Origin of the sequence: Bacillus cereus group sp. BfR-BA-01441, assembly GCF_022663075.1 — a bacterium.
GTDB lineage: Bacteria > Bacillota > Bacilli > Bacillales > Bacillaceae_G > Bacillus_A > Bacillus_A cereus.
In genome coordinates, this window is the sequence record NZ_JAKUEU010000013.1 from 39,021 (window position 1) to 57,956 (window position 18,936).

Consider the following 18,936-nt stretch of genomic DNA (forward strand, 5'->3'; position numbering starts at 1 on the left):
AATCGAATGGCAATTTTTCTTGCTTGCAGAATAATCTCATAAAGGAGTATACTGAATGACGGTAAGACTTATAGAAGGGGTAATGAAAATGAAGCTTGCAGGAAAAGTTGCTATCGTAACTGGCGGTGGCATCGGTATTGGACGTAATACAGCTCTTTTGTTGGCTAAACAAGGCGCAAAAGTTATTGTAACGGACATTGATCAAGAGAGTGGACAAGCAACAGTGGAGGAAATTACGAATCTAGGCGGAGAAGCCCTTTTTGTATTCTATGATATGGAAAAGCAAGGAGATTGGCAACGCGTTATTAGCATTACTTTGAATGCATTCAGTCGCATTGACATGCTTTTTCAAAATGCTGGTTTATATAAAATAGATTCTATTTTTTCTCGCCAACAAGAGAACGATTCCAATGTACTTTGTATTAATGACGTTTGGATAGAGATAAAACAATTAACGTCATCTTTTATGAAACAGCAAGAAGAAGTGGTGCTTAGTGATTTACCGATTTTCGGTATTATTGGCACGAAAGGACAATCATTTCATACAGTAGAAGCCCTAGTATAATAATGAAAACCGCCCTCAATATATGTGGACGGTTTTTTATATGTGTATAGTAAAGATAAATTTTTTAGCGAATACGTTGTTCAGTTTGGTTATCAAAGAAATGCGCTTTATTCATATCAAATGCTAATTTAATTTGGTCACCAGGTGAAAACGTATGTCTTGCATCTACACGTGCCGCAAAATCTTGATTCCCAAGTTTCATATATAAAATGGATTCAGCACCTAATAACTCAGCGACTTCAATTTTTGTTGTGAAGGCAGTAGATTGTGAAGCTTCTAAAAATAGTAGTTCATCATGAATGTCCTCTGGACGAATACCTAAAACAATTTCCTTATTTACATAGCCTTGTTCACGTAGCATCTTCATTTTTCCTTCAGATACTTTAATTTTTATAGTATTGTCTATAACGAAATCGGTTTCAGTCAATTTACCACGGAAGAAGTTCATAGCTGGTGAGCCGATAAATCCACCCACGAAAATGTTTTCTGGTGTTTCATATACTTCTTTTGGAGTTCCAATTTGTTGGATTTTTCCATCCTTCATAACGACAAGACGCGAAGCCATAGTCATTGCTTCTGTTTGATCATGTGTTACATAAATTGTTGTTGTTCCAAGACGATGATGTAGCTTAGAAATTTCTGAGCGCATTGCAACACGGAGTTTAGCATCTAAGTTTGATAATGGTTCATCCATTAAGAAAACTTTTGCATCTCGAACGATTGCTCTACCTAAAGCAACACGTTGGCGCTGTCCACCTGATAATGCTTTCGGTTTTCTATCTAAATATTGTTCAAGTCCTAAAATTTTTGCTGCATCTTTCACACGACGATCGATTTCATCTTTTGGTATTTTTCGAAGTTTTAATCCAAATGCCATATTATCATATACACTCATATGTGGATAAAGAGCGTAGTTTTGGAATACCATAGCGATATCTCGATCTTTTGGAGGAACATCATTCATTAGTTTACCATCAATTGAAAACTCGCCTTTTGAAATATCTTCAAGTCCAGCTACCATTCGTAATGTTGTAGATTTTCCGCATCCAGAAGGACCGACAAATACAATAAATTCTTTATCTTGAATGTGTAAATTAAAATCAGTTACAGCTGTTACGTTATTATCATATATTTTATAAATGTTTTCTAATTTAAGTTCTGCCATGGTATTTCCCCCTAGAAATAATTATGCAAACGTTTTCTTTGAGTTCATTATAAACGAATAGATTCAAAAAATAAATAAAAAAATAAAACGTTTTCATTTATTGGAGATTTATTAGTGGTTTTCATATGTTTTCTTAGAAAAAGAACAATAAAAATTGTAAGCGCTATTTTAAATTGAGATAGAATCTGTTATCATTCATTAATGAAAACGTTTGCACCTTAAAAAAGAGAAAAATGAATGATGAATGAAATGGGGTAGCATAATGGAAAAACAATGGTGGAAAGAAAGTGTAGTATATCAAATTTATCCTCGTAGCTTTATGGATAGTAATGGTGATGGTATAGGAGATCTTCAAGGGATTATTTCAAAGCTAGATTACTTAAAAGAGTTAGGGATTGATGTGATTTGGTTATCACCAGTCTATGAATCTCCAAATGATGATAATGGTTATGATATAAGCGATTATTGTAAAATTATGAACGAGTTCGGAACAATGGAAGATTGGGATGAGCTATTACATGAAATGCATGAACGTAATATGAAATTGATGATGGATTTAGTTGTTAATCATACATCTGATGAACATAATTGGTTTATTGAATCACGTAAATCAAAAGATAATAAATATAGAGATTACTATATATGGCGCCCTGGAAAAGAAGGAAAAGAACCGAACAACTGGGGAGCTGCTTTTAGTGGATCTGCATGGCAGTATGATGAAATGACAGATGAATATTATTTACATCTGTTTTCTAAAAAACAGCCAGATTTAAATTGGGATAATGAAAAGGTAAGACAAGATGTTTATGAAATGATGAAGTTTTGGTTAGAAAAAGGAATTGATGGTTTCCGTATGGATGTTATTAATTTTATTTCTAAAGAAGAGGGATTACCAGCTGTTGAAACAGAAGCAGAGGGGTATGTTTCAGGTCATAAGCATTTTATGAACGGTCCAAACATTCATAAATATTTACATGAAATGAATGAGGAAGTATTATCGCATTATGATATTATGACGGTTGGTGAAATGCCTGGTGTAACGACAGAAGAAGCGAAATTGTATACTGGAGAAGAACGAAAAGAATTGCAAATGGTATTCCAATTTGAACATATGGATTTAGATTCAGGAGAAGGTGGAAAGTGGGATGTAAAACCATGCTCACTTCTTACTTTAAAAGAGAATTTAACAAAGTGGCAAAAAGCATTAGAGCATACCGGATGGAATAGCCTTTATTGGAATAATCATGATCAGCCTCGCGTTGTATCTCGTTTTGGTAATGATGGAATGTATCGCATTGAATCAGCAAAAATGTTAGCGACAGTTCTTCATATGATGAAAGGAACGCCATATATTTATCAAGGAGAGGAAATCGGAATGACGAACGTCCGATTTGAGTCAATTGATGAATATCGAGATATTGAAACGTTAAATATGTATAAAGAAAAAGTGATAGACCATGGTGAAGATATAGAAAAAGTAATGGAATCTATTTATATAAAGGGTCGTGATAATGCTAGAACTCCGATGCAGTGGAATGATCAGAATCACGCTGGATTTACAAAAGGTGAACCTTGGATTACTGTAAATCCTAACTATAAAGAGATTAATGTGAAACAAGCAATCCAAGATGAAGGTTCAATTTTTTATTACTATAAGAAATTAATTGAACTACGCAAAAATAATGAAATAGTTGTGTATGGATCATATGATTTAATATTAGATAATGACCCTTCTATTTTTGCTTATGTAAGAACATATGGAGATGAAAAACTACTTGTTATTGCAAACTTTACTGCGGATGAAAGTGTATTTGAAATGCCTAAGGATATTAGTTATAGTGAATCAGAGTTATTTATACACAATTACGATGTAGAAATCGGATCAATAGATAACATTCCATTACGTCCGTATGAAGCGATAGTGTTCAAATTGAAATAAGAAAAAGCCTTATGCCACTTCAAACTTGGCATAAGGCTTTTTTGGATTACCATTTTAATATGGAGAATCCATATGGAGGAAGTGTAACTTGTAATACACTTGCTTCTGCTGAAAATTCTTCGTTTGTATAAATGTTAATTATTTTCTTACCAGTAACATGAAGAGGGAGTGAAACTGTAACTTCACTATTAGTAGGGTTTAAAACGAAAAAGATAGTTTCATCCTCATATGTTTTCGTATAAGAAATATAATTATGTTCATCATTTGCTTCGATGAATTGAAAAGTACCATGTCCTCCAAATGCTTTATGTTGTTTCCGTAATAAAATCAATGTTTGTATATGGGTAAATAATGCATGATCTTGTTCTTTAGTATCCCAAATCATACATTTACGGCAATCAGGGTCCATGCCGCCATCCATACCAATTTCATCTCCGTAATAAATACAAGGAGAGCCGATGAAAGAAAGATGGAATACATAGAGCAATTTCAACTTATTTTTATCTCCGTTGCATGTTGTTAAAATTCTTGGAGTATCATGGCTATCTAATAAATGAAAGGCTGCTTCATTTACATTCATAGAGTAGGAATGTAGAGATTCTGTAATTTGCTTCATGAATTCACTTGCTTTAATGGAATCGTTAGCAAAGTAAGAAAGTAGAGCGTTTGTAACAGGATAGCTCATGACAGCATCAAATTGATCGCCTTGTAGCCACGGAAGGGCATCGTGCCAAATTTCTCCCAAAATATATACTTCAGGATTTAGTGTCTTTATTTCAGTTCGGAATTCTCTCCAAAAGTTGTGATCGACTTCATTGGCGACATCAAGGCGCCAGCCATCTATATTGAATTCTCGTACCCAATAACGTCCTACTTCAAGTAAGTATTCTTTTACATCTGGATGAGCTGTATTTAATTTAGGCATATACGGTGTAAAGGCGAAAGTATCATAATTTGGAAGTGGTTCGGTTATAATCGGAAATTCATGAATGTGGAACCACTCTTTATATGCGGACTTCTCACCATTCTCTAGTACGTCTTGAAATTTCTCGAAAAAGTATCCACTATGATTAAACACAGCATCGAGCATTACTTTTATACCGTGCTTATGACATTCTTCAACGAGCTCTTTAAAAGTTTCTTTCGTCCCAAATTGTGGGTCAATTTCCATATAGTCAATTGTGTCATATTTATGGTTTGAATGAGCTTTGAAAATAGGTGTGAAATATATTCCGGAAATGCCAAGCTTAACAAGGTAATCAAGGTTTTGAATAACACCAGAAAAATCTCCGCCGAAAAAATTAGTTGGAGTTGGATTCGCACTTCCCCAAGGAAGGGTGTTTTCTGGATTCAGCGTACTATCGCCATTAGCGAATCGCTCAGGGAAAATCTGATACCAAATGGTGTCTTTAATCCAAGATGGTGCTTTGAATACATCATCTGCATGAATAAATGGAAAACAGAAAAAGTTACCAACATCATCATTTGGAATGCTAGAAAAGAATCCTCGCTCTGCATAAATAAGAGTGTCTGTTTCAGATTTTAATTCAAACCCATAACGTAAGCGCTTAAATTTTGGTTCGATTGAAATGGACCAATAATCAAATAATGCAGTAGAACCCGTTTTTTTCATGGGTGTACTTGCTGATATCCATTTCCCGTCTTTCCATTCGTAAGGATCACCGTAAATAAGATCGGCGCTTTGAATATCATCTCTCTTAGTACGTACTCGGATGTGAATTGTTTGTTCATCATAAGCGTATGCATAATTATCTTTCGGCCTATGATAAATAGCTTCTTTAAACATATAGAAAATCCCCCTTCAATATCTCTATACATAGTATTCCCTTAAGTGTAATAATAAAGCCTATATTGCAAACGATTGCCTTTCTCGTAGCTTTAATATTGCTTATAAGAGTAGTATTCATTTCATATAAAGTCAATGTATAAAGAGTATAATGACATAATTTTTAAATTAATATTTGCAAAATGAATAAAAGAATGTATAATGATAGACAAATAGCGCAAACGTTTTCATAGACTTGAGATATTGTTTGCGCTTCAATTAAACTATTAAATGCAAACGTTTTCAGTTACTGAGGTACATAGACAATTTAGGGAGGTTTTTGGGATGAAGAAAGCATTATCATTATTAACGGTTTCGGCATTATCTATTGGTATGTTATCTGCATGTGGACCGAAAGATTCAGGGAAAAAAGAGGAAAGTAAAGCGAAAAAAGACTATGATCTTCTTGTTTGGGAAGATGATAAAAAAGGTGTTGGTTTAGAACCAGCAGTGAAAAGCTTTGAGGAAAAATATAAAGTAAAAGTAAAAGTTGTTGAAATGCAAATGACAGATCAAGTGAAGAAGTTACGCCTTGATGGGCCAGCGGGGACTGGACCAGATGTTGTAACATTGCCACACGATCAAATCGGAAATGCAGTAACAGAAGGTTTACTTTCTGAAGTGAAAGCAGATGATGCTGTAAAGAGTAAATTTACTAATTCATCAATAGAAGCACAGACATATAATGGAAAATTATATGGTTTACCAAAAGCAATTGAGACACCAGTCTTTATTTACAATAAAAAACTAATGCCAAAAGCGCCAGAAACGATGGACGAGCTGTTTAACTTCTCAAAAGAGTTTACGAAAGATGGCAAGTACGGATTTTTAGCATTAGGAGATAATTTCTACTTTGCTAATGCATTCATGGCAGGTATGGGCGGTTATGTATTTGGTGAAAAAGATGGAAAGCCAAATGCAAGTGATGTTGGATTAAATACTAGCGGAGCAGTACAAGGTGCTGAATATCTTCAAAAATGGTACAAGGAAAAATTATTCCCAAAAGGTATTATCGGTGAATCAGGTGGGCCTGCTGCTGATGGACTATTCAATGAAGGAAAAGCAGCTTCTATCATGAATGGCCCATGGGCGTTCCAAGCAATGGAAAAGAACGGGATTGATTATGGCGTTGCTCCAATGCCGAAATTACCAAATGGTCAACCAATGAAAACGTTTGTTGGGGTTAAAGGATGGCATGTAACAAGTTTCTCTAAACAAAATGATTTAGCTACAAAATTCACTGAGTGGGTAACAAATGAAGAAAACGCAAAAATTCGATTTGAGAAAACAAAAGAAATTCCTCCAGTAAAATCAGTAATGGAAGATCCAATTATTAAAGATAACGAAGCTGCAAAAGCAGTTGCAACGCAATCTGAAAATGGAATTCCAATGCCAAACATTCCAGAAATGCAAGAAGTTTGGAAACCAGCTGGAGATGCGCTTCAATTAGTTGTTACAGATAAAGAGGCACCAAAAGCGGCGCTTGATAGTGCAGTGAAACAAATTAAAGGTAATATTGAGGCAAATCATAACAAGAAAAAATAAGGTGAAATTCGTGCCTCGAATATGAGAGGCACGAATTCTCTCCCTTCCATGTAGGAAGAAAAAAGGGGGAAGGAACATGCAAACATCTATGGAACCAGCAAATGGGTTAAACCATTCAAAGCATAGAAAAATGGCAACCATGTTATCAATCATTCCAGGCGTGGGCCAAATGTATAATAAACAATTTGTAAAAGGTCTTATTTTTCTAGTATTAACAGGTTCATTTATTGTAGCCTTTGCTGATTTATTAAATATGGGATTATGGGGTATTGTAACGCTTGGTACAGAAGTTCCGCGTGACCATTCTGTCTTTCTATTAGTAGAAGGAATCTTGGCCCTTATCGTTATCGCTTTTGGGCTCGGCATATATGCATTTAACTTATACGATGCATACCAAAATGGAAAGAAACGTGATATCGGAACACCGTTAAATTCTGTAAAAGAGCAATACCGTAATTTGTTAGATCAAGGTTTTCCTTATTTAATGGTTTCACCAGGTTTTCTACTACTTATCTTTGTGGTCGTATTTCCAATCATCTTCGTAATTTTAATTGGATTTACAAACTATGATTTATATCATTCTCCTCCAGCTAAATTAGTAGATTGGGTGGGCTTTAAAAACTTTATTGATATTTTCACTTTACCGATGTGGAGAGAGACATTTGTAAGTGTATTCTCTTGGACTGTCATTTGGACATTCGTTGCAACAACATTACAAGTTGCACTTGGTATTTTCTTAGCGATTATCGTAAATCAGCCCGGTATTAAAGGAAAGGCGATTATTCGAACAATCTTCATTTTACCGTGGGCGGTTCCAGCATTCGTATCTATTCTTGTTTTCTCTGGTATGTTTAATGAAACATTCGGAGCGATTAACAATCAAGTATTAGCTTTATTCGGAATTGAAAAGATTGCTTGGATGACAGATCCATTTTGGGCGAAGATTGCTTTAATTATGATTCAAACGTGGCTTGGGTTCCCGTTTATCTTTGCGATGACAACAGGTATACTGCAATCGATTCCGGGAGAATTATATGAAGCGGCTACAGTAGATGGAGCGACAGCTTGGCAACAGTTTCGCAAAATTACATTGCCACTTGTGTTATATGCAACAGCACCAATATTAATTACGCAATATACGTTTAACTTTAATAACTTTAGTATCATCTATCTATTTAACGGTGGAGGTCCTGCTGTAGCTGGACAAGACGCAGGTGGAACGGATATTTTAATTTCATGGATTTATAAGTTAACGATGACTTCAGCGCAGTATGGAAAAGCAGCAGCTCTTACAATGATATTATCGTTAATCGTTATTACAGTTGCGTTATGGCAATTTAAGAGAACAAAATCATTCCAAGAAGAGGATATGATGTAAATGAATATTAAAAGACAGAAGATGTTACGTCTCTCATTAAGTTATTTAGTTATTTTCGTAATGTGTGCCATCATTTTCTATCCGTTATTATGGATTATTGGCTCATCGTTTAATCCGGGTGATAGTTTATCTGGATCAAGTATTATTCCACAAAATGCAACGTTAGATCATTATCGTAAGTTATTAGATCTAGAGAATAGTAATTACTTACTATGGTATAAAAACACATTAAAAGTAAGTGTTTTAACGATGATTTTCTCAGTGTTAGCAATTAGCTTTACTGCTTATGCATTTTCGAGATATCGTTTTGTTGGAAGAAAAAATGGTTTATTAACATTTTTAATTCTGCAAATGATTCCAAACTTTGCAGCGTTAATTGCTTTATACGTATTAGCTCAATTAACAGGATTAATTGATACACACCTTGCATTAATTTTAATTTATGTAGGCGGGGCTATTCCGATGAATACATGGCTTATGAAAGGGTATTTTGATACGATTCCGAAAGAACTAGATGAATCAGCTCGAATGGATGGAGCAGGGCATTTTCGTATTTTTTGGCAAATCATTATGCCACTTGCAAAGCCAATCGTAGCGGTTGTAGCGTTATTTACTTTCATTGGTCCATTTACAGATTTCATTTTAGCGAGTATTATTTTGCGAACACCAGAAAATTATACTTTAGCAGTTGGATTATATGAAATGGTTGCGAAGAAATTCGGTAATGAATTTACAACGTTTGCAGCGGGTTCTGTGTTAATTGCGATCCCAATTTCAATTTTATTCCTATCACTACAAAAATACTTTATTTCTGGTTTAACAGCTGGAGGTACAAAAGGATGAAAAATGGGACATTACGTCCCATTTTTCTTTTCATCTCCCTATAAATAAGTTTATAGGGAGATGAAAAGAGATTTGACATCACATGTGAAAAGAAGTGAAATAAATAGTATATTATAGTATAGGAAAAAATAGCTATATCCCTTACAATACATGAAGAGGGAGAATAGGATTAGTTTTGCAAGATATAAGAAATGAAAGTTTATGACTTGCAATGAGTGCGAGATAAAATATATGAAAAATGGCAGAGAAATGAGAGGAGGGGGATTTTTATGACAGTTACAATTAAAGATGTGGCGAAGCAAGCGAATGTTGCACCATCAACAGTTTCTCGTGTAATTGCTGATAATCCAAGTATAAGTGAAAAGACAAAGCGCCGTGTTAGGAAAGTGATGAGTGAATTAGGGTATCATCCCAATTTAAATGCGAGAAATCTTGCGAACCAAACGACGAAAACACTTGGTCTTGTTATGCCAAGTTCTGCAAGTAAAGCTTTTCAAAATCCATTTTTCCCAGAAGTTATAAGAGGGATTAGTTCATTTGCACACGTAGAAGGTTATGCGCTTTACATGTCGACAGGTGAAACGGAAGAAGAAATTTTTAATGGTGTCGTAAAGATGGTACAAGGACGCCAAATTGGTGGCATTATTCTTTTATATTCAAGGGAGAATGATCGGATTATTCAATATTTACATGAACAAAATTTCCCGTTTGTTTTAATAGGAAAACCATATGATCGAAAAGATGAAATTACATATGTAGATAATGACAATTATACAGCTGCAAGAGAAGTGGCAGAATATTTAATTTCATTAGGGCATAAACAAATCGCGTTCATTGGTGGTGGATCAGATTTACTTGTAACGAGAGATCGTTTAGCTGGTATGAGTGATGCCTTGAAATTAGCAGACATTGTATTACCAAAAGAATATATTTTACATTTTGATTTTTCGAGGGAAAGTGGTCAACAAGCTGTTGAGGAATTAATGGGACTGCAGCAACCGCCAACGGCAATTATGGCAACGGATGACTTAATTGGACTTGGTGTGTTAAGTGCTCTTTCTAAAAAAGGATTTGTTGTACCGAAAGATGTTTCTATTGTAAGCTTTAATAATGCTTTATTATCGGAAATTGCGAGCCCTCCACTTTCGACAGTTGATGTGAATATTTATCAGCTAGGATATGAGGCGGCAAAAGCTTTAGTTGATAAAGTAGAGAATGCAGAATCCACTGCAAAGTGTATCATTATTCCTCATAAATTACTAAAACGTCAAACTTGTGATCATTATGCATAAAAAAGCTAAGAGTTTAACTCTTAGCTTTTTTCATTAGAAAGGCTTCTAATCGGTCGCAGCCTTCTTTTAAAGTTTCGATACTATACGCATAGGACAAGCGAAGGTAGCCTTCACCGTATTCAGAGAATGCTGTTCCAGGAACTACAGCTAGTCCCGCTTCTTTGACAAGATCAAGTGCAAAATCAAATGATGAAGATGTCAAATGACCAACATATGGGAATAAGTAAAATGCACCTGTTGGCTTTTCAACTGTTAATCCCATTTGAGTGAGTCTATTATATACGTAATCACGGCGTTTTTTATATTGGTGGCGCATCATTTTTGGTGCGTCTTTAGCTGCTGTTAATGCTTCAATTGCAGCGTATTGAGCGATTGAAGTAGCACACGTTACATTGTATTGATGAACTTTTAATATGTGTCCTGCTAAATAGCTTGGTGCAAATAAAAGTCCAACACGCCAGCCAGTCATAGAATGTGATTTAGATAAACCGTTAATGACAATTGTCTTTTCACGCATTTCTGGGAAATGAGCGATAGATGTATGCTTTTGTTCATATACAAGCTCGCTATAAATTTCATCTGAAAGGACGAAAATATTTTTATCTTTTAAAACATCTACAATATCTTTTAGCTCTTCTGTTGATAAAGTTACACCAGTTGGATTAGAAGGATACGGTAGTACGATACATCTTGTTTTTTCTGTAATAGCATTTTTAAGTGCTTCAGCTGTTAAACGAAATCCAGTTTCACGAACATCTACAAAAACAGGCGTTGCACCGCATAATCGAATAATGGGTTCGTAACCTGGATAAATAGGAGCAGGTAAAATTACTTCTGTTCCTGGCTCTAAAATCGTTCGGAATGCAACATCAATTGCTTCGCTAGCACCGATTGTAACGATGGTTTCGTTTTCAGGTGAGTAATGTAAATCGTAGTTATCTTTTACGAAGTTACAAGCTGCCTTACGTAATTCTAGTAAACCAGCGTTATGTGTATAGCTTGTATAGTTTTCTGTAATAGCCCGTTTTGCCGCTTCTTTCACGAGAGAAGGTGTAGGGAAATCGGGTTGTCCAATTGTTAAAGAAATCAAATTATCATAGTTTTGAATCATGTTAGAGAATTGACGGATTCCAGAAATTTGGATATCCTTCACTCTAGGGTTAATGAATTGTTCCATTGTATCTCCCTTTCTTCCGTTTGAAAATTAAGTTCATTTTATCATATTTTCTATGATTACGCTTTGTATATGTTATTTAGAAAGAGAGAGAAAAGAGAAAAAAAGCCGCTATAAGCGACTTTTTAATATCCGTATTCCCAATCTATTTCATCTTCATTCCAGAGTACAGAGGATACCTTGCCAAGGTGAACGACTGATTGGTTCACAGCACATGTGCAGTTTTCTTCTCCCGCTTTATGCTGTAACTCTTCATATACTGATTTTTCAACATTTTCTAGAACAACCAAATTTTCTTCTTTTAAAACAAGCGTAGTACCCGCCATATTTATCTTCCTCCTACTAAAGTAATGATCACTTATTTGTAAACATAGATAGTATGGATTATATGCTGTATTTTGCTATAGTTGTCCGTCTAAAAAAGTATTTTTATATTTTCTTTGTAATCCGTATTCATTGTATACTGCACGAAGGAAATTTGGTACAGGGTTTACAATCATTTCGAAAATCTGTAACAATTATTATGAGTTGTTAACAAAGAATTAACAAATATGTTAAGAAAAATCAAAATTTTAAAACAAATGCACCTATAAAATGATATAATCATATCAAAATACATATAGGGGATGAGAGGTTATGGAGCTTATCCGTGATTTATTGATTCAAATTGCCATCATAATTTTGCCACTATTTTTATATGAAGCGATTCGTTTAAATCGCTATCAAGAAATGCCTCCGAAGCCAAATCGTTACTTTATTATGTTTTTATCTAGCGTTACGCTCGTTCTCTCCATGACATACTCTATTTGTTTTGGCAATGTGTGTGGGTATAACTTTCACCCCATTCCAATTGTCAGTGGTTTTTTATATGGTGGGATTGTTGGTTTAATCCCAGCGGTTATTTTTGTTGCATATGAATGGTTACTAAAGGGAATGAGCTTTCTTCCAGTTTTAGAAGTAATATTTTTATTGATAGTTCCGCTATTTTTATCAAAGAAATGGTCTCTTTTTTCAAGGGATAAGAAATTAATTTTAGCATTTATGATTTCATCATTTTATGTGCTTGTTTCTTTAGTATTAGGCATGATTAATGTTCTTTTGGAAACAGGATTTACACCGTATATTTCGCAAATATATAGCGGATTTATATTTGCCTCGCTTATCATGGTCATGACAATGGTATTCCAGGTGTATTTAACTGAATATTTAAATGAAAATGCATTGCTACGTACAGAGATGCAAAAATCAGAAAAGCTTAATATTGTAAGTGAGTTAGCAGCAAGTGTGGCACATGAAGTTCGAAATCCACTAACTGTTGTTCGTGGATTTATCCAATTGCTAGAAAGTACGGAAGATGTGAAGAATAAGGATTATATGCGTCTCGTGTTAGCTGAATTGGATCGGGCGGAACAAATTATTTCAGATTACTTAAATTTAGCAAGGCCGCAAATTGAGAAAAAAGAACACATTTGTTTATCAGCCCAATTAATAGAAATGACCACTCTTATGTCGTCATTTGCAGCGATGCAAGGTGTATATTTACAAGTTGAAATTTCAGAAAGTCTTTATACGATTGGTGATAAGACAAAATTGAAGCAAGCTATTATGAATGTTGTTAAAAATGGTATTGAAGCAATTCAAGGAAATAAAGGATATTTAAAAGTAACAGCTATTCAAAAAGATGAAACAATCATAATAAGAGTTAAAGATAGTGGTGTTGGTATGACGAAAGAACAGTTAGCAAGGCTTGGGCAACCATATTATTCTTTAAAAGAAAAAGGGACAGGATTAGGACTTATGGTAACATTTAGTATTTTACAAGCGCATAATGGTACATTGGAATATAAGAGTGAAAGTGGAAAAGGCACTGAAGCAATTATTATATTACCAGCTGTACAAAATAAGGAATAAAAGTTACCGATGAAAGGTAACTTTTTATTTTATATTGTTTATTCATTTGTTTTTTCTTGTTTTGCTCGGCTAAATAAACTTTTAAATGATTGAAAGAAGCTTTGCTCTTTTGAGGCAGCAACCATTCTTTTTGTTTCTTGAATTTCTCGAATAACTTGCATAAGCTGTGCATCACGGTTACTGTCTTTATTATAAATTTGACTAACAAGTTTATTCATTTTTTCTTCCTGTTTGGATTCTCGTTTATACATATGATTCATTAATAAGTCCATCTTTTCTTTTTGCAGTGCATCTGTTTGAGCGGCGTGATCGACTAACTCTTGAAGCATTTTTTCTTGAGAGCCTTCTTTTACATAAACTTGTTGCATCAATTCGTCTAGTTTCTCATCCTTTAAACGATTTTGTGTAATTAAAGTAGAATTTTGATGAATAATTGCCTCATTTAATTGAGCTAGCATTTCAAGTTTTAACATGAACTCCTCAAAGTTACGCCCATCTTCTTTTTCTTTCGTTTGTATCTCTTGCTTATCTTGTATAACTGGTACAGGTGGGGCCTCTTTTTCTTTTAAAATAATCGGTATCGTTTCTGAAATATCTTCTTGTAATGTAGCAGCTCTTTCGTGTATAGATTTCAATAATTTTAAATCATCAAGTTTATAAATACGAGCATCAGCTGTTTTGGAAATCATATAACCATGTTCCTCTAACAGTTGACTATATTTGCGAACTATATGTTTTGGGATGCCTGTTTTATTCGTGACATCTTTCGTTTTATAGGTAGCTTCCATCATATTTCCTCCCCAAAAAGTATCGTATATATCATTTCAATCTTTTATGAGGACTTCCTTTGAAAAAGAATGTCGGAAGGCTATTAGTTTTCTACAGCATTAGTGAAAAAATGAAAATTTTTGGCGGAATGGCAAGGAATAACTAAAATAATGTCTGAAAACATATACAGGAGAAGTTTGTTATAATAACGGAGGAAAAGAAACTGGTAGAAACATGGAGGTATACATGAAGCAATTAAAAGGTATTATCATTTCAATTATCGCAATTCTGTCTATTTTAGTAGCAGTTTATGAAGTACTTGTGCCAGAGGAAACAAGTGTAAAGAAAACGAATACGTATGATCAAGTGTTAGAATTTCCGAAAGAACGTTATCCAGAGACAGGAAAACATATTACGGATGCTATAAAAGAAGGGCATTCAGAAGTTTGTACAATCGATCGTGGTGGTGCTGCAGATAGAAGGAAATTGTCGTTAGCACCATATCCATCAAAAAAAGGGTATGATCGTGATGAATGGCCAATGGCGATGTGCAAGGAAGGCGGAAAAGGAGCACATATTGAATATATAAGTCCGGCGGATAACCGTGGAGCAGGCTCTTGGGTAGGGAATAAGTTAGATAAATACCCAGATGGTACGCGAGTAAAATTTGAAGTGAAGTAGTAGTTGTATATTTCATAATGAAGGAGAAGGGGAACTATGGAGTTAACGATTTCTTATTCGCAATTAATGTTGATGAACTATGACGGTGAGCAGCCTTATGTAGATTGGACTGATGAAGATTTTGAAAGAGGTTATGCTAAGGCAGAGGGAACTGTTATTTTTGAAGCACTTTCTGATTATACTTGTGAAGTGAAAGTGACCCCAGGGAAACATATTGAAAAAGAAGAAGTAGTTAGAACGATTACGGTTCCTTTTACAGTTGAAAATGAAAGTATCGTTATAACGAGTATTCTTTCTAATAAATTTCAAATACCTATTCCAAATGGTGAGTATACAGTTGTATTACAAGCAATTCCTCTTGAAGAGCCAACGGATGATGAATTATATAAAATACAATATGAATTCTTTTTTGAAAGTAAAGAATAAAAAATGGGTTATCCTGAGAAAAGGATAACCCATTTTTGTTATGCGTTTGTTTTTAAAAGGGAACGAGCATCTTTCGCTGCTTGCACCATATGTTCTAAAGCTGGAATAACTTCTTCTGTTCTTCTCGTTTTTAAACCACAATCAGGATTAATCCAGAAATATTTAGGATCACATACTTCTAAAGATTGTTCTACGATTTTATACATTTCATCTTTACTCGGTACACGTGGGCTATGAATATCATATACACCTAGGCCGATGCCTTTTTCATATGTTGTATGTTTTAATGTATCAATAAATTCTCCGTGACTTCTTGATGTTTCAATAGAAATTACATCTGCATCTAATGCGCGAATCGCGTCAACAATATCTTCGAAGTTACTGTAACACATATGAGTATGAATTTGTGTTTCATTTGCTACAGAAGAAGTTGCTAAAAGGAAGGATTGTACTGCCCATGTAATATAAGCATCCCAATCTTTTTCTTTTAGTGGCATTCCTTCACGAAGTGCGGGCTCATCGACTTGGATTACTCTAATTCCGGAAGATTCAAGTAGTTCAATTTCGTGACGAAGAGCTAGTGCAATTTGATACGAAACTTCTTTTCTTGGAATATCATTTCGAACGAAGGACCAATTTAAAATTGTAACAGGTCCGGTTAACATTCCTTTTACAACTTTCTCTGTTAAGCTTTGTGCATAAACTGTTTCCTTAATAGTCATGCCGTTAATAAAGGCTACATCACCATAAATAACAGGTGGTTTTACGCAGCGGGAACCGTATGATTGTACCCAACCGTTTTTAGTGAATGAGAAACCAGCAAGACGCTCACCAAAATATTCGACCATGTCAGTTCTTTCAAATTCACCATGTACAAGGACATCAAGCCCAATTTCTTCTTGGTAACGAATCCATTTTTCTGTCTCTTTTTCAATAAATTGTTCATATTGTTCATTTGAAATAACACCGTTACGCCATTCTTTTCGCGTTTGACGAACTTCAGTCGTTTGCGGGAAGCTACCAATAGTCGTTGTTGGTAATAGCGGTAACTCTAGAGCAACTTGTTGTAATTCGTATCGTTTTTCAAATGGAAGAGGACGTGAAAAATCTTCTTCTTTTAGTGCTGTTCGTGCTGCTTTGACATCTTCTCGGTTACGTGCAGCAGATGAACGAATTGTATGATGTACGTTTCGATATGTTTCCAGCTCATTACTAATGCTTTCTGTACCTTGAGTGAGAGCGGAATGAATAAGAACTAACTCTTCTAATTTTTGATTTGCAAATGCTAACGCATCAAACAGCTCAGTCGATAAGTGAGTTTCTTCTGTTTTATCGATTGGTGTATGCAATAAGCTACAAGAAGGCTGAACGATGATATCTTTCGTTTGGACTTGTTTTTGTAACGTTGTAAATAACTCAAGAACTTCATCAAGGTCAGCTCTCCAAATGTTACGGCCATCTATACAACCGACAGCTAAAGTTTTATCAGCTGGGAATCCATATTTTGAAATAGCATTTAGATTACCTTCTTTACCATGAATGAAATCTAATCCAATACCGGATACCGGGAATGTAATAATTTCTTCATAGTTTTCTTCTATGCTATCAAAATATGTTTGTAAAAGAAGAGTCGCATTTGGAACCTCTTTACGAATAGCTTCATAAATTTCTTTTGCTTGTTGAACTTCTTTTTTAGTTAAAGAAGCGAAAATCGGTTCATCAACTTGAATGGCTGGTGCACCAGCTGCATGTAGTTCTGAAAGCAGTTGTACGTAAGGTGCAACTAACTGTTTTAAAATGGTAGGAAATTGTTCTTGTGTATAGCCTTTAGCTAATTTTAAGAAAGTATATGGTCCTAAAATAACAGGCTTTCCATCTATTCCTAATTCTTGTTTTGCCTCTTCGTATAAGCGAAGTGGACGATTATCTTTTAAAGAGATTTGTAATCCCTCTTCATATTCAGGAACGATATAGTGATAGTTTGTGTTAAACCATTTTGTCATTTCGGAAGCTACGTGATCTTTAGAGCCACGCGCCATTGCGAAATATACATCAAGGTAAGATGTAAACTCAGAAAAACGTGATGGAATAAATCCTAGCATATAGGCAGTATCCAAAACGTGATCATAATATGTAAAGTCGCCAATTGGAATGAGTTCAATCCCTTTTTCTTGCTGTACTTTTACGTGTTGAAGGCGAATTTCTTTCATTGTTGTTAAAAATTGTTCTTCATCGATTTTATTGGACCAAAAAGCTTCCAATGTTTTTTTCCACTCTCGTTGTAGTCCGATACGTGGATAACCTAAGTTACTTGTTTGAATTGCCATTTTAAATTCCTCCCTAATTGAAAGTAAGCATTTCCGTTTACTAGGAAATACCTATAACAAAAAGTACAAAGACATAGAAAATAAGCCTTCCTTTTTGTTTTAACACCTCATCATCATCCGTGAATCTATCAGTGTTGTTAAAACAGGCAGGTCTCCTGACTTATGCTTCATATAATTTCTTTTACCTTCCCGTTTTCACAGTGGCACCAAAAAGAAATCTCAGCATTTACAGTGGCGGGACCGTGTTGGAGTTTCACCAAGCTTCCCTTTTAAACACGAAACAAAACTTTCGTGTACCTATTTTCCTTTTGAAAGGAATTTAACAAGCGATATGATATTGAAACAAATTTTAACATAATTTTTGGAATTTTGTCTACTGTTTTAAAATAAGAAAATTCTAAAGTTTTTATTTCTTAGTATTCTGACTTTTTATATTCTGGAGTAACGAATAATATTACAGTATGAAAAGAGAAATTGAGCTATGAAAGAAGTAGGGATGTCTTCTTTCATAGCTCAATCTTCATCTATAGCAACTTCTGAAAGTCGGCCTGCTATAGCATCTTTAAGGAGGGTGTTTAGCCATTGTAATTCAACTGTAATATGCTCAATTACACTTTGCAAAATATATAGTTGTGCACGTGGAACCTTTCCTTTATTACAATCATATATCGTTTGCATAGTATGTAAATATTGAAGAGTATCGTTTTTCTTTTTTTCTAAAATAGGAACTAATTCGTGATCATTGCTAAAGTGAGCGAAAGATAAGGCTGAATAAATAGGTTTATATATTTGGTTTTTGGCTTCGAATTGTTTTAATAGTAAAGTGTGGAATAGTTTTTTGCCTTCTTCTGTTATATGAAAAATCGTTTTGTCAGGTCGATTTGTGTCTCTAATTACATTTGTAATATGAATTGCCCCTTGCTTTTCTAATTGCTCGAAGGCGTAATAAAGTGATCCTTTAGCATATTTAATGTAACAATCCATTTGTCGTTCTTTCATAATATGCTGCACTTCATATGGATGTTTATCTCCTTCGAGTAGTAAGCCGAGAATGACTAATTTCATGCTCATGCTGT

The 18,936-nt window shown here is 34.6% G+C and carries 16 protein-coding genes and 1 riboswitch; of the genes, 9 read left to right on the forward strand and 7 right to left on the reverse strand.

Annotation, left to right across the window (positions count from 1 at the left end):
• Nucleotides 1-55: 55 nt before the first annotated feature.
• Nucleotides 56-565 (forward strand): SDR family NAD(P)-dependent oxidoreductase, encoded by a 510-nt coding sequence (locus MR107_RS08340; RefSeq protein WP_000218413.1) that lies wholly within the window; start codon nt 56-58, stop codon nt 563-565.
• 64 nt (nt 566-629) lie between these two features.
• Here MR107_RS08340 and MR107_RS08345 read toward each other — a convergent pair whose 3' ends face one another.
• The gene (locus tag MR107_RS08345; protein ID WP_000818931.1) at nt 630-1,730 is read right to left on the reverse strand and encodes an ABC transporter ATP-binding protein; all 1,101 of its coding nucleotides are present in this window, start codon (nt 1,728-1,730) and stop codon (nt 630-632) included.
• Nucleotides 1,731-1,992: 262 nt separating this feature from the next.
• Between MR107_RS08345 and malL the strand changes: the two genes are divergently transcribed.
• A complete protein-coding gene (gene malL, locus MR107_RS08350; protein ID WP_086403785.1) occupies nt 1,993-3,669 on the forward strand; it encodes an oligo-1,6-glucosidase in 1,677 nt (558 codons plus the stop codon).
• Between the two features lie 46 nt (nt 3,670-3,715).
• On the opposite strand, the gene MR107_RS08355 is transcribed toward malL, so the two are convergent.
• Nucleotides 3,716-5,476 carry an alpha-glycosidase gene (locus MR107_RS08355; protein WP_000471782.1) on the reverse strand — a complete coding sequence of 587 codons (1,761 nt, stop codon included), beginning with the start codon at nt 5,474-5,476 and terminating at the stop codon, nt 3,716-3,718.
• Nucleotides 5,477-5,800: 324 nt separating this feature from the next.
• Here MR107_RS08355 and MR107_RS08360 point away from each other — a divergent pair, with 324 nt between their 5' ends.
• The 4 genes from MR107_RS08360 (at nt 5,801) to malR (ending at nt 10,573) form a co-directional block, all read left to right on the forward strand.
• Nucleotides 5,801-7,060 (forward strand): extracellular solute-binding protein, encoded by a 1,260-nt coding sequence (locus MR107_RS08360; RefSeq protein WP_242292237.1) that lies wholly within the window; start codon nt 5,801-5,803, stop codon nt 7,058-7,060.
• A gap of 76 nt (nt 7,061-7,136) precedes the next feature.
• A complete protein-coding gene (gene malC / locus MR107_RS08365) occupies nt 7,137-8,438 on the forward strand; it encodes a maltosaccharide ABC transporter permease MalC (protein WP_001194993.1) in 1,302 nt (433 codons plus the stop codon).
• Entirely contained in the window at nt 8,439-9,281 is an 843-nt protein-coding gene (gene malD, locus MR107_RS08370) for a maltosaccharide ABC transporter permease MalD (protein ID WP_001022608.1), read from the forward strand. It abuts the gene before it with no gap.
• 269 nt (nt 9,282-9,550) lie between these two features.
• Nucleotides 9,551-10,573, forward strand: coding sequence for a maltose operon transcriptional repressor MalR (gene malR / locus MR107_RS08375; protein WP_000219053.1), 1,023 nt, complete (start codon nt 9,551-9,553; stop codon nt 10,571-10,573).
• A 13-nt stretch (nt 10,574-10,586) separates the two neighbouring features.
• On the opposite strand, the gene MR107_RS08380 is transcribed toward malR, so the two are convergent.
• The gene (locus tag MR107_RS08380) at nt 10,587-11,750 is read right to left on the reverse strand and encodes an aminotransferase A (protein ID WP_000434582.1); all 1,164 of its coding nucleotides are present in this window, start codon (nt 11,748-11,750) and stop codon (nt 10,587-10,589) included.
• Between the two features lie 122 nt (nt 11,751-11,872).
• Nucleotides 11,873-12,073, reverse strand: coding sequence for a hypothetical protein (locus MR107_RS08385; protein ID WP_153580617.1), 201 nt, complete (start codon nt 12,071-12,073; stop codon nt 11,873-11,875).
• Between the two features lie 310 nt (nt 12,074-12,383).
• Here MR107_RS08385 and kinB point away from each other — a divergent pair, with 310 nt between their 5' ends.
• A complete protein-coding gene (kinB, locus tag MR107_RS08390; protein WP_000420369.1) occupies nt 12,384-13,658 on the forward strand; it encodes a sporulation sensor histidine kinase KinB in 1,275 nt (424 codons plus the stop codon).
• A gap of 38 nt (nt 13,659-13,696) precedes the next feature.
• On the opposite strand, the gene MR107_RS08395 is transcribed toward kinB, so the two are convergent.
• On the reverse strand, nt 13,697-14,446 hold the full coding sequence (locus MR107_RS08395) for a DUF3967 domain-containing protein (protein ID WP_000388471.1): 750 nt from the start codon (nt 14,444-14,446) through the stop codon (nt 13,697-13,699).
• Nucleotides 14,447-14,672: 226 nt separating this feature from the next.
• Between MR107_RS08395 and nucA the strand changes: the two genes are divergently transcribed.
• Nucleotides 14,673-15,107, forward strand: coding sequence for a DNA-entry nuclease (nucA, locus tag MR107_RS08400; protein WP_000811494.1), 435 nt, complete (start codon nt 14,673-14,675; stop codon nt 15,105-15,107).
• 36 nt (nt 15,108-15,143) lie between these two features.
• Entirely contained in the window at nt 15,144-15,533 is a 390-nt protein-coding gene (gene comJ, locus MR107_RS08405; protein WP_063548529.1) for a competence protein ComJ, read from the forward strand.
• A gap of 38 nt (nt 15,534-15,571) precedes the next feature.
• On the opposite strand, the gene metE is transcribed toward comJ, so the two are convergent.
• Nucleotides 15,572-17,860: a 5-methyltetrahydropteroyltriglutamate--homocysteine S-methyltransferase gene (metE, locus tag MR107_RS08410; protein ID WP_242292238.1), complete on the reverse strand. Its 2,289-nt coding sequence runs from the start codon at nt 17,858-17,860 to the stop codon at nt 15,572-15,574.
• A 128-nt stretch (nt 17,861-17,988) separates the two neighbouring features.
• Nucleotides 17,989-18,176, reverse strand: a riboswitch (cobalamin riboswitch).
• A gap of 197 nt (nt 18,177-18,373) precedes the next feature.
• Nucleotides 18,374-18,931, reverse strand: coding sequence for a PadR family transcriptional regulator (locus tag MR107_RS08415; protein WP_000062062.1), 558 nt, complete (start codon nt 18,929-18,931; stop codon nt 18,374-18,376).
• Nucleotides 18,932-18,936 lie beyond the last annotated feature (5 nt).